Below are 12,343 nucleotides of genomic sequence, written 5' to 3' on the forward strand. Positions count from 1 at the left end.
CGCCGTGCTCGACATTGTCGCGGCCATCCGGCGTCTTCCGCTCGTCGGCATGCTCGGGTGGCAGGACGTGCGCGCGCGTTATCGCCGTTCCGCGCTCGGCCCATTCTGGATCACGCTCAGCATGGGCGTCATGATCGGCACCATCGGCATCGTGTTCGGCCAGATCTTCCAGACCCCGATGCACGAATTCCTGCCGTTCCTGACGATCGGCATGATCCTCTGGACGTTCATCGCCTCCGTCATCACGGAAGGTGCGATCGGCTTCATCAGCGCCGAAGGCATCATCAAGCAGCTCCCGCTGCCGCTGTTCGTGCACATCATGCGCATGATCTGGCGGAATTTCCTGATCCTGCTGCACAACCTCGTGATCTTCCCGATCGTGCTGCTGATTGTCGGCAAGCCTCTCGACTGGACCGCCCTGCTGAGCGTCCTGGGCCTGCTGCTCGACATTCTCAACCTTGGCTGGATGGTCCTGATCCTGGCGATCGTCTGCGCGCGCTACCGCGACCTGCCGCAGATGGTGACCAGCGTCCTGCAGGTGATCTTCTACCTGACCCCCGTCATGTGGATGCCGTCGCTGCTGCCCAAACGTGCGGGAACCTTCCTGCTCGACCTGAATCCGTTCTATCACATGCTCGAGATTGCCCGCGCTCCGCTGCTGGGCCAGGTGCCGGGCACGGAAAACTGGGTGGTCGCCGCCTCAATGGCCGTGCTCGGCTGGGGCCTGGCGATCCTGATCTTCGGTCGCTACAAGCGCCGCATAGCTTACTGGCTGTAAAAACGAACCATGGCGTCTATTCATTTCGACAGCGTCGCAGTCGACTTCCCGATCTATAACGCAAGCGGGCGTTCCCTCAAGAAGCGCCTGATCTCGGTCGCCACCGGCGGCCAGCTTGGCTCCGACCCGATGGGGCGCGTCGTCGTGCGCGCACTCGAAGGCCTCAGCTTCACCTTGCGCGACGGCGACCGCGTGGGCCTGCTCGGCCACAACGGCGCCGGCAAGAGCACGCTGCTGCGCCTGCTCAGCGGCGTCTACGTGCCTTCGGAAGGAAGTGCCCGCATCGACGGCGAGATCGGTTCGCTGATCGATATTTCGCTGGGCATCGACCCGGAAGCGACGGGCCGCGAGAACATCTACCTGCGCGGCGCCCTGCTCGGCATGAACAAGGCCGAACTGGCCGAACGCATGGAAGACATCATCGCGTTCTCCGAGCTTGGCGACTTCATCGACATGCCCCTGCGCACCTACTCGACCGGCATGCACCTGCGCCTGGCCTTCGCGGTCTCGACCACGGTGCGCCCGCAGATCCTGCTGATGGACGAGTGGCTTGCGGTCGGCGACGAGAACTTCAAGCACAAGGCCGAGGAACGCATGCGCACCCTGGTCCAGTCGACCAACATCCTGGTCATCGCCAGCCACGCGCGCGACCTGATCCTGGAAACCTGCAACCGCGTGCTCTGGCTGGAACACGGCAAGATCCGCATGGATGGTGCTGCCGCCGAGGTCGTGGCAGCCTATTTCGGACACTGACATGGAACGACACTATCGTAGCGGACTGGATATCGATGTCGCGTTGAAAACCGCATCGCGGCGTGCGGTGGCGGCATCCGCGATCACCCGGCCTGCCCTGTCCCCGGCCGGCAACCCGGCTGCGTTGCCGGTCCAGCAGGCAAGCATCGACATGACCCGAACCGACCTGCGTGGCCGCGTCAAGCGTTGGCTGCGCCGTCCCGCCGCGATCACCTTCCGTCTGCTCAAGCCTTTCCTGCGCCCGATTGCCTTTCGCACGCGCCGCTACCTGACCGAGACGCTGCACCAGGACACGCTGCGCACGCTTGCAGATACCCAGCGCCAGGTGCAGCACGCATCGGCCGAAGTCCTGCGTGAAGTCCAGTCGGCGCGTGAAATGCTGCGCCAGGAAATCATCGCGATGCAGGGACACTCGGTGCAGGAACAGCAGGTCCTGTTTACGGGGCTGTTGCAGGAGCAGCAGGCGACGCGCGACCTCGTGCGCCGCCTGTTCGCGGAAGACCGGCACAGGATTGCGGCCCTGTTGAACGAGCTGACCGCCAGGAACGATGCAACGCGTCAAACCCTCGCCGACGGGCAGCAGCAACTGGCGCAGATGTTCGCGCACAGGCTGGACACCATGACGGAACGGCTGGAACAGCAGGCAGGCACGCACGATACGGCGCGCCAGGCGCTCGCGGACGAACAGCAGGCGCTGGCGGACAAGCAGCGGACGCTCGCCGAGGAACAGCAGGCGCTGGCGCACATGCTCGCACGGAAGATCGACGAGATGACGGAACTGCTGGACAAGCAGGCTGGCACCCGCGATGCCGACCGCCAGACGCTCGCCGGCGGACAGCAGGAACTCGGCCAGCTGCTCGCACGCAAGCTCGACGGGATTACCGAACTGCTGCAAGAGCAGGCCGGCACCCGCGATACCGCCTTCCAGAGACTCGCCAGTGGACAGCAGGAACTGTCGCAGGTAGTCGCGCACAGGCTCGACCAGTTTGCGCCGCAATTCGACCGCCTCGAACAATATGGCTATGCCAGCGCGCGGCGTGCGCTGATGCACTGCGCGGCCGACGAAGTGATGGTGAAAACGGAAGCCGGCTATGTGATGTGCTCCGATACCGACCTGGCATTGCTGGCGACGCTGATCGACACCGGGGAACTGGAACGCGGCACCCGCCTGCTGATCCAGCAGATCCTGCAACCGGGCGACACCTTCGTCGACGTCGGCGCGAACGTCGGACTGCATACGCTGGCTGCGGGGCGCGCCCTGCAGGGCCGCGGACGCATCGTGGCATTCGAGCCTTTCGAGGGAACGCGCAGGCTGCTCGAAAAGACGCTCTGGATTAACGGCCTGAGCCAATTGACCGAGGTCCACGGCAAGGCCGTCTGGGACCGCGAAGGCGTCAAGACACTGTTCCTTGGCGCCACCAGCGGACACCATTCGCTGTTCGAGCTCGGCAACGGCAACGGCCAGCAGGCTGCGCCGTCGGTCGAGGTGGCCACGGTCACGCTCGAAGCCGCGCTCGGAGCGGCCTGCCAGGTCGACCTCCTCAAGATCGATGCGGAAGGTGCGGAACTCGAAGTGCTGCGCGGCGCCCTGCCGATCGTGCAAGCCAATCCCGACATTGCCCTCATCGTCGAATTCGGACCGTCGCATTTGCACCGCAACGCGCATACCAGCGCCGAATGGCTCGCCGCCTTTACCGGCCTCGGCCTCGAATACCGCGCCATCGACGCGAATACCGGTGCGCTCTCGGAAATCAGCGTGGCCGCACTGGAAGCTGCGGAATCGACCAACCTGTTCTTTTCACGCCCGGGCGCACGGCTCTGGCCCAAAGCCGGGGAAGCCGCATGAACCAGCCCGTCATCATCGTCGGTGCAGGCGGCCACGCCAAGGTCTGCATCGAACTCCTGCAAGCCATGGGCGAGACCGTCCTGTGCTGCGTCGGCGCCAGCGACAGCGCGCCGACCTGCCTGGGCCTGCCCGTTCTCCAGGGCGACCATCACCTGGCCCGCCTGCGCGACGAAGGCCACACGCGCGCCTTCGTGGCGCTCGGACCGAACCGTTTGCGCGCCAGGCTCGGCTGGCAAGTACGCGAACTGGGCTATGAACTGGTGAACGCGATCAGCCCCGCCGCGGTCGTGTCGCCATCGGCCCGGCTCGGCGCCGGTGTCGCCGTCATGGCCGGCGCCGTCATCAATGCCGAGGCAAGCATCGGCGACCTGGCCATCATCAATACCGGCGCCAGCGTTGACCATGACTGCAGCATTGGCGAGGCCGTGCACCTTGCACCGCAATGCGCATTGGCGGGCAACATTACCGTCGGCGCCGGCACTTTCCTGGGCGTGGGCTGCAAGGTTATTCCGGGAATCGAGATCGGCGCGCACGCGACCGTTGGCGCAGGCGCCGTGGTTATCGGCCAGATTCCGCCGGACGTCACCGCAGTGGGCGTGCCCGCCCGCGTCCTGCACAAATAAAGAGAAACAGAGAAAACATTCATCATGGAGCGAAATCAATGAGCCGCATTTCAGTAGCCCAGCCTACCCTGAACGGTAAGGAACGCGAATACGTTCTGGACTGCATCGACACCAACTGGATTTCGTCGAACGGCAAATATATCGGCATGTTCGAACGCGCCTTCGCCGACTTTTGCGGCGTCAAGCACGCAGTCGCCACCAACAACGGCACCACGGCGCTGCACCTGGCGCTGATCGGCATGGACCTGCAGCCGGGCGACGAAGTGATCATCCCGACCGTCACCTACATCGCCACCGCGAATGCGGTGCGCTACTGCGGCGCGACGCCGGTGCTGGTCGACGTGTGCCGCGAGACGATGAACATCGACCCTGCCGCCATCGAAGCGAAGATCACGCCGCGCACGCGCGGGATCATTCCGGTGCACCTGTACGGCCATCCGGCCGACATGGATGCGGTGAACGCCGTTGCCGAGAAGCACGGCCTGTGGGTGGTCGAGGACGCCGCCGAGGCGCATGGCGCCGAAGTGCGCGGCCGCCGCGTCGGCGGGCTGGGCACCTGCGCCATCTTCTCGTTCTTCGGCAACAAGATCGTCACGACCGGCGAAGGCGGCATGATCACGACCAACGACGACCAGCTGGCCGACAAGCTGCGCCTGTTCCGCGGCCAGGGCATGGACCCACAGCGCCGCTACTGGTTCCAGGTGATCGGCTACAACTACCGCATGACGAACATCCAGGCCGCGATCGGTACGGCGCAGATGGAAACCATCGACCGTGCGATCGACGAACGCCACCGCCTTGCCGGCTGGTACAACGAAGCGCTGGGCGGCCTGGCGGACAAGCTCGTGCTGCCCGTCGAGCAGTCCTGGGCCAAGCAGGTGGTCTGGATGTACACCGTCTACCTCGTCCACGGCGACGAAGCGAAGCGCGACGGCATCATGCGCGCCCTGGACGAAGCCGGCATCGAAACGCGGCCGGTGTTCTACCCGATGCACATCCTGCCCCCCTACCTGGAGCAGACGTCCTATCCGGTGGCGGACAGCTGGGCCGGCCGCGGCATCAACCTGCCGACGCACCAGGGGATGACCCGCGACGACGTCAAACGCATCGCCAGCCAGCTGCGCACTCTTCTCGCCGACGCATGAAAATTGCCCTCTGCTCCTCGTTCATCCCCTTTTTGCCCAGTGGCGCGCGCAACATCGTGGAATGGCTGCAGGCCATGCTCGAGAAAGAGGGCCACCAGGTAGAGCGAGTCTATCTCCCGGAAGTGGATACCCCGGACCTGCTGTTCCAGCAAATGGCTGCATTCCGCTGGATCGACCTGTCGGCTGCGGACCGCGTCATCTGCTTCCGCCCGCAGGCGCACCTGATCCAGCATCCCCACAAGATCCTGTGGTTCATCCACCACTTGCGGGTTTTCTACGATCTGTGGGATACACCTTACCGTGGTTTCGAGGACGACCTGCGCCACCGCGGCCTGCGCGATGCGCTGCACCAGGCCGACACGGCCGCGCTGCGTGAGGCGCGTCACGTCTTCACCAACTCGCAGGTGGTGTCCGACCGGCTCACGCATTTTAATGGCATCGACAGCGAGGTGCTGTACCCGCCCGTGATCGATGCCGAGCGCTTTCATTCGCGCGGCCATAACGACGAAATCGTGTATGTGTGCCGTCTCGAGCACCACAAGCGCCAGCATCTCCTAGTCGAGGCGATGGCGCTTACCCGCACGCCGGTCCGCCTGCGCCTGTGCGGCGCCAGCATCAGCAACACGTATCCGGACGCATTGAAGGAGCAGGTCGCGGCGGCCCGGCTGCAGGGCCGCGTGATGCTTGAAAACCGCTGGATCAGCGAACAGGAAAAAGTCGACGTCCTCGCCAACTGCCTGGCCGCCGCCTACTTGCCGCTCGACGAAGATTCCTACGGTTATCCAAGCATCGAGGCGAGCCACGCACGCAAGGCGCTGCTGACGACGAGCGACTCGGGCGGCGTGCTCGAACTGGTGCGCGACGGCGACAACGGGATCGTCGCCGAGCCGACGCCGCACTCGCTGGCCGCCGCGATGGACAGGCTCTACACCGACCGCCAGCGCACCGTGGCGATGGGGGAACGCGCCTATGCCCGGCTCGACGAACTGAACATATCCTGGTCTCACGTATTGAAAAGGCTCCTCGCATGAAGGTGCTCATCGTAAATAACATGGCGCCCTTCGTCTGGGGAGGCGCCGAAGAGCTGGCCGTGCACCTTCAAAAGAACGTCATCGCGGCCGGACACGAAGCGGAAGTCCTGCGCATTCCATTCCAGTGGGAGCCGGCATCGCGCATTCCATCTCAGATGCTGATGGTGCGCGCCTTTGAACTGACGAACGTCGATCACGTCATCGCCCTGAAATTCCCGGCGTACCTGATTCGCCACCCGCGCAAGACCCTGTGGCTGCTGCACCAGTATCGCCAGGCATACGACCTGTTCGACGCCGGCCAGACCAACCTTCCGCCCGGCCCCGCCGGCGAGGAACTGCGCACCCTCATCCGCAATGCGGACAGCGAGAGCTTTGCGGAAAGCCGCAAGATCTTCACCAATTCGGAAGTCACCCGCCAGCGCCTGCAGCACTACAATGGCTTCGACGCCGAAGTCCTGCTGCCGCCCATCAACGATGCCGAGCTGTTCGATGGCGGGCAAGCGGGCGATTACGTATTCGCCGGCGGCCGCATCAACGACATGAAGCGCCAGTACCTGCTGCTGGAAGCCTTGCGTCGCGCACCGCGCAACGTCAAGCTGCTCATTGCCGGCCCGCCGGACCGGCCGGCCGACGGCGAGCGCCTGCGCGCCCTCGTCGAACAGCTCGGGCTGGCGGACCGGGTGCGTCTCGACCTGCGCTTCCTGCCGCGTACGACCTATGCCGAATACCTGAACGGCGCCGCGGCCGTCGCTTACCTTCCGTTCGATGAAGATTCGCTCGGCTATGTATCGATGGAAGCAGCCCTGGCGGGCAAAGCCTTGATCACGACCACCGACAGCGGCGGCATCCTCAGCCTGGTCAAGCACAACGAAACCGGCTGGGTAGCAGAACCGGACGCCGAAGCGCTGGCGTCGGTACTGTCGCAGGCCTGCGACAATCCGCAGCGCGCGGCGGTACGCGGCGCGGCGGCAAAGGCGCTCTGGCTCAGCCTGGGCATTAATTGGCCCCAAACTGTGGAGAAACTGCTGCAATGAAGCTTGTCATGTTCACCCCCGGCCTGCAAGCATCTGCGATTGGCCGGATGAGCACGCTTGTCGTGCATGCATTACGCGCGGCCGGCCACGAGGTCACTGTCGTGCGTTGCGAGCTGGAATCGCTGATGAAAAAGCAGACGCACGATTTCGGCGGCACGGTGCTGTCATGGGCCGACCTGGCTGCCGTCACGGCCGCCGTTGCGCGCTCAGACAGCGTGGTTTACCAGGTCGGCAACAACTACGACTTCCACATCGGTTGCCTCGAATGGTTGCCGCGCGCTCCAGGGATCGTATGTCTCCATGACTTCTTCCTGGGCCACCTGTTCTGGGGCTGGGCGGATCGCAACAGGCCGGCCGCCCACGCCGTACTCCGGTCCTGGTATGGCGCCGCGGTGGCGGAACATTATTTCATGCATCCGGATTCGGATTCGTTCATCGCCAGCACGGTCGACGCTGCACCGATGACCGAATGGATCGGCGGCATGGCTTCCGGCGTCGTTACGCACAGCAATTGGGGCGCGGAGCGACTGTGGCGCAGCTGCGCAGGCCCGGTGCACGTGGTGCCGCTGCCCTACAACGCGCCGGCAGGCAGGGGTGCCGAGGCGCACAGCAACGGCCCTACCTTCTATGTCCTGACGATCGGGCATGTCAATCCGAACAAGCGTGTCGCCAGTGTCATCCGCGCGATCGGCAACAGCCCTGTGCTGCGCGACCATACCGTCTACCGGCTGGTTGGCCGGATCCAGACTGAAACGGTTGTCGCCCTGTCGAGCCTGGCGCGCAGGTATCAGGTCAACCTGCTCATTTCGGACGAGCTCGACGACGACGCGCTGGTCAGCACGATCGATCAGGCCGACGTGGTCACCTGCCTGCGCTGGCCAAGCCTGGAAGCAGCCTCCGCGTCGGCGATCGAAGCAATGTTGTACGGAAAGCCGGTCATTGTTACCGACACGAATTTCTACAGTGAATTGCCGGACGACTGCGTGCTGAAGATCGATCCCGAGAACGAGATCAGCATGCTTCAACAAGCGCTCGAGCAACTCTACCATTCACCGGATATGCGCGGCACGCTCGGAGCACGCGCAAAGGAATGGGCCGGCGCCACCTTCCGCGCCGACCATTATGCCGAAAGCCTCGTCGGGATGACGGCCAACGTCAGCCGGGCGCGTCCGACCCTGACGGCCATCGAACGGCTGACCTCGACACTGGCAGGCTGGGGGGCAAGGTCGGACTGGTTGAGCGGCGAAGAAAGCCGGGCTGCGCTGGATCTCTTCACCATCGGCGGCACCGGCAACTGATCTGCACCCTGCCTTGCTGCGGCATGTGCCGCTATCGGGCTTTGCCCTGCCGACATTCCACTCGCTGGTGCCGGCAGGACAAGCTGGCATCCTGACTCTAGCCGCTGCCGAGGCAGCCGGATCACGCCGCGGACGGTCTTCGACCGGCCGCGGCGCCTTCGGCATCATCCGCCTGCAGCGCCCTTGCCGCCCGTCCTGGGCCGGTAAGTGCCGCGCCTGACCGACTCGAACGCGCTTGCCGCGCGCTCGCCCGAACACCTTCCATTGTGCACCTGAGCGTCGATGCCGGCGCTGGCGGGCGCCTACGCTCCGCCCAGGGGCGCGTGCAGAAGACCTCCTGCGCGCGGAACTCATGGCCGGACTGTGCGCTCACAGGCATCCGGGCCCGATGGCCCGGCATTGCCTGTCTTGCCCTGAATCCGGGCCCTGCGCCGCTTACTGCGGCGCGATTTCGAACCAATCGAGCTGGAACGACAGGCCGTAATACGCCAGGTCGACTGGCGCCCGCAGCGCCAGATCGTTGGCGCCCGGCCGCAGCCAGCTTGCCGGTACGTCGATAGAGAAGCTGCCGTCCGTGCCCGGCTTGAGCGTCAGCGCATGGCCGTTGACGAGTGCGGTGACGTCCTGGCGCACGGCCTCGCTGGCGAACGCGCCGAAGCGCCCGCGCAACACATACGGCCGCGCGACTGGGGCAAGCATAAATTGTATGCCAGCAACCGGCGCCGTCTTCCATGCCAGCGAGACGTGCTCCATTCCCTCAGCCTGCCATTCGACTTCCCGCCAGCCATAGCCACGGGTCGGCTGTTCCAAGCTCCACCAGTCGCCAAAACTCCAGCGGTAGGACGGATTCGGCTGCTCATCGCGGAACATCCCGTGCAGCAGGGTCAAGCCGCCGCCGGGTTGCAGACTGCCCAGCTCACGCGCGGTGCGCGTGGTGTTGGCAGCGGTCGGTGCGGCTGCACCTTCGAGGCGTCCGCGGAAGTCGGCGCCGATCGTGAGAACGATGGCTTGTGCCGCGTCGAGGCGTACCGGCGCAACCGGGTCGGCATAGGCGAACTCTGGCGGACCGGCACGGCCTGCCGGCGTGAATGTCCAGCCGTTATCATCGCGCACGCAGCTGCCGCGGCGTCCGAGGCTGTCGCTATGGACCCACTCGCCTGCCGGCCAGTGGCAAACCTGAACCGTACCGGTAGCATGCCCGTAGAGATAGGCCAGCGTCGGTTCCAGGCTACCTTCCGGGAAGGTCCAGGTGTGGCCCAGGGAATTGCTTTCGTCGAGGACCACCAGGGTCTTGCCGGCAAAGTTACCGTCGAAGTTGCTGACAATGGCGCGCAGTTGCGCCTGCTGTGTGCGCGAAATGTTTTCGTAATGGTGGAACTGGAACAACTGTGCAGCGAAACCGCCCAGCAATAACAGGACCGCCGGGCCGGCCGCGAGCGCCCGGTGCACGCGGCCGAGCAGCAACAGCAGTGCCAGGAAGGCAAGCGCGGCGCCCGGACTGGCCCAGAGGAAGGTCCGTTGGCTGATGACCTGGTGGGTTGGCAACAACAGGAAGGGCGCGTAGCCGAGCGCGCAGGCCACGAGGCCACCGAACATCAGCCACAGCGGGTGCACCTTGTCCGCGTGCCCCTGCGTTCCCTCTGCACTTGCAGCGCTGCTGCGCTTCCATACAAAAAAGATTGCCAGGGCCAGCACAACGGTCACGAAGACGAGGTAGGCGGGATTGGCGAATTCGTCACGGATCATCCGCGCCGCGTCGATCCAGCCGCCAAACAGGGCACGTGCATAGCCGATCGAGAACAGCTTGGGCAGCGATTCGAACAGGACCGCCACGATGCTACGGCCGCCGCCGGCGATCGTGCCCTGGTAGCTTGCGACCTGCCCGGCCACCCATTTCGCGTATCCGAGGTAGAGGAATGCCCCGCCCACGAATATCAGCAATGGCCCCAGTCCGGCGCGCACCCGGGACCAGAATCCGCGCCAGCCCCAGCGCGCCATCATCACCACGAACGGCAGGGGAACCAGGGTCAATGCGGCCTCGTACATGCAGCAGCCGAGGAATAGCAGGAACGCTGCCACGGCAGCCGCCATATACCTGCGGCGGCGCCGCACCCACTCCAGTCCATACAGCAGCAGCGCGCCTGCCAGCAGTGCCAGCGCCAGCGACCAGTTGATGTGCAGCGAGCGGAACGAAAGCTGCATGGTGTCTGCCGGATAAAGAATTACCAGCGGTCCGAACCAGGCGGCCCAGGCAGCCGAACGGGTCGCGCGCCATGCCAGCGCAGCGGCGGCAATGCCCTTGATTGCCAGTGCTGCGATCTGCAGCAGGTGCCAGGCGACGAAGGAATCGGGACTAAGGGCGTGTGCAATCCAGAAGGTCAGCGGCATCAACGGACGGACCGCGTGCGCACCCAGCGGTCCATCGACCCAGGCGACAGGAAGCGCGCCCTGCATGGTGAACAAGCCCAGCAGGCCCCACTCCTCGATATGGCCAGTCATGCCGAAGCCGAATGGCAGCCACAGCAGCAACAAGGTGAGGAGGGTTGGCAGCAGCAGGGGCAGAAGCGGCAAGGCGCGCTGGCTGGAAAGAGGCGATGGTCGCATCGGGAAAGGATTGGTCATTAATTCTTGGAACCGTGGTGCATGCCCACGGGCGGATTGAAACGGTTAACCACGAGCCGGGTCAGTACGAACGTCAATGGCAGGGTGATCACCGACACCAGCAACGGCGCAATCCATGATGGCAGCGCGGTATGCTCGACGAGGAGGCCGAGCACCAGCGCCGATACGCCGTACTGCACGAGATACACCAGCGGAAACACGACCATGCCATGCCACGACATGCGGCGCTTGAACACGACGGTCGAGTTGAAGAAGTAGGAAAACACGATGCCTGCGGCGTATGCAATGAAGAACGCCAGCTGGTAGCTCAGCACTGCGTGCAGTGCGAGATAAACGAGGTAGGTGACAGCCGTGTTCAGGCCGCCGCCGACAAGGAAGCGCAGCACGCGCAGCATGCCTGCGCGCCTGCCGGGGCTTCCATTGCCGGCCTGGATCACTTCCAGCTCCGCCATGGCGCCGCGGCGCCGCTCCACATCGATTCCAGTTCGCGCTTGTCACGCAGGGTGTCGCAAGGCTGCCAGAAGCCCGTGTGGCGGAATGCAGCCAGCTGGCCGTCGCGCGCCAGGTTCGACAGCGGTTCACGCTCCCATGAGGTGGCGTCGTTATCGATATATTCGATAACCTTGGGCTCCAGCACGAAGAAGCCGCCATTGATCCAGCCGATTTCGTCGCTCGGCTTTTCCTCGAAACTCGAGACGCTGCTGTCGCCCTTGATGTTCAGCACGCCGAAACGACCCGGGGGCTGGACCGCCGCCACCGTCGCCAGTTTTCCGTGCTCGCGATGGAAAGCGAGTTCGGCACCGATGTCGATGTTGGACAGGCCGTCACCATACGTCAGGCAGAAAGTCTCGTTGCCCAGGTAAGACGCCACGCGCTTGAGACGACCGCCGGTCATGGTCTCGGGACCGGTGTCGACCAGGGTGATGCGCCAGTTCTCGGACTGGGTATTCAGGATCGTGTGCTGGCCCGTGCCCAGGTCGATCTGCATATCCGACATGTGGCGATAATAATTGAAGAAGAACTCCTTGATCACATAGCCTTTGTAGCCGAGGCAAATGACGAAGTCGTTGATGCCGTGATGCGAGTACATCTTCATGATGTGCCACAGCAGCGGTTTGCCGCCGATCTCCACCATTGGCTTGGGTTTGGTGTCGGATTCTTCTGCAATACGGGTGCCGAGGCCGCCGGCGAGGATGACAGCTTTCATGTACTT

General features: G+C 64.4%; 11 protein-coding genes. 8 read left to right on the forward strand and 3 right to left on the reverse strand.

The genetic code is table 11. From position 1 onward, the window contains the following. The first annotated feature begins 4 nt into the window (after nt 1-4). Genes QWL29_RS00600 through QWL29_RS00635 form a run of 8 tightly spaced genes read left to right on the forward strand, consistent with a single transcriptional unit; the run spans nt 5 to nt 8,508 of the window. The gene (locus tag QWL29_RS00600; RefSeq protein WP_305820946.1) at nt 5-778 is read left to right on the forward strand and encodes an ABC transporter permease; all 774 of its coding nucleotides are present in this window, start codon (nt 5-7) and stop codon (nt 776-778) included. A 9-nt stretch (nt 779-787) separates the two neighbouring features. Next, nucleotides 788-1,531, forward strand: coding sequence for an ABC transporter ATP-binding protein (locus tag QWL29_RS00605; protein ID WP_305820947.1), 744 nt, complete (start codon nt 788-790; stop codon nt 1,529-1,531). A 1-nt stretch (nt 1,532) separates the two neighbouring features. Next, nucleotides 1,533-3,377 carry an FkbM family methyltransferase gene (locus QWL29_RS00610; protein WP_305820948.1) on the forward strand — a complete coding sequence of 615 codons (1,845 nt, stop codon included), beginning with the start codon at nt 1,533-1,535 and terminating at the stop codon, nt 3,375-3,377. Continuing rightward, nucleotides 3,374-4,000 (forward strand): acetyltransferase, encoded by a 627-nt coding sequence (locus tag QWL29_RS00615; protein WP_305820949.1) that lies wholly within the window; start codon nt 3,374-3,376, stop codon nt 3,998-4,000. Before QWL29_RS00610 ends, QWL29_RS00615 begins: the two co-directional genes overlap by 4 nt. 38 nt (nt 4,001-4,038) lie before the next feature. Next, nucleotides 4,039-5,145 carry a DegT/DnrJ/EryC1/StrS family aminotransferase gene (locus QWL29_RS00620; protein WP_305820950.1) on the forward strand — a complete coding sequence of 369 codons (1,107 nt, stop codon included), beginning with the start codon at nt 4,039-4,041 and terminating at the stop codon, nt 5,143-5,145. After that, nucleotides 5,142-6,176: a glycosyltransferase family 4 protein gene (locus tag QWL29_RS00625; RefSeq protein WP_305820951.1), complete on the forward strand. Its 1,035-nt coding sequence runs from the start codon at nt 5,142-5,144 to the stop codon at nt 6,174-6,176. The genes QWL29_RS00620 and QWL29_RS00625 overlap by 4 nt, the downstream gene beginning before the upstream one ends. After that, nucleotides 6,173-7,210, forward strand: a complete 1,038-nt coding sequence (locus QWL29_RS00630; RefSeq protein ID WP_305820952.1) for a glycosyltransferase family 4 protein — start codon at nt 6,173-6,175, stop codon at nt 7,208-7,210. The genes QWL29_RS00625 and QWL29_RS00630 overlap by 4 nt, the downstream gene beginning before the upstream one ends. Beyond that, nucleotides 7,207-8,508, forward strand: coding sequence for a glycosyltransferase (locus QWL29_RS00635; RefSeq protein WP_305820953.1), 1,302 nt, complete (start codon nt 7,207-7,209; stop codon nt 8,506-8,508). Before QWL29_RS00630 ends, QWL29_RS00635 begins: the two co-directional genes overlap by 4 nt. A 435-nt stretch (nt 8,509-8,943) precedes the next feature. Here the strand turns inward: QWL29_RS00635 and QWL29_RS00640 are convergent, their stop codons facing one another. From QWL29_RS00640 to rfbF, 3 genes are read right to left on the reverse strand one after another with little or no spacing between them, the layout of a single operon-like run. Further along, a complete protein-coding gene (locus QWL29_RS00640) occupies nt 8,944-11,130 on the reverse strand; it encodes a glucosyltransferase domain-containing protein (RefSeq protein WP_305820954.1) in 2,187 nt (728 codons plus the stop codon). Further along, nucleotides 11,130-11,567, reverse strand: coding sequence for a GtrA family protein (locus QWL29_RS00645; RefSeq protein ID WP_305820955.1), 438 nt, complete (start codon nt 11,565-11,567; stop codon nt 11,130-11,132). Before QWL29_RS00645 ends, QWL29_RS00640 begins: the two co-directional genes overlap by 1 nt. Then, a complete protein-coding gene (rfbF, locus tag QWL29_RS00650) occupies nt 11,564-12,337 on the reverse strand; it encodes a glucose-1-phosphate cytidylyltransferase (protein WP_305820956.1) in 774 nt (257 codons plus the stop codon). Before rfbF ends, QWL29_RS00645 begins: the two co-directional genes overlap by 4 nt. Nucleotides 12,338-12,343: the final 6 nt, after the last annotated feature.

The organism is Massilia brevitalea (assembly GCF_030711405.1).
Lineage (GTDB): Bacteria > Pseudomonadota > Gammaproteobacteria > Burkholderiales > Burkholderiaceae_D > Telluria > Telluria brevitalea.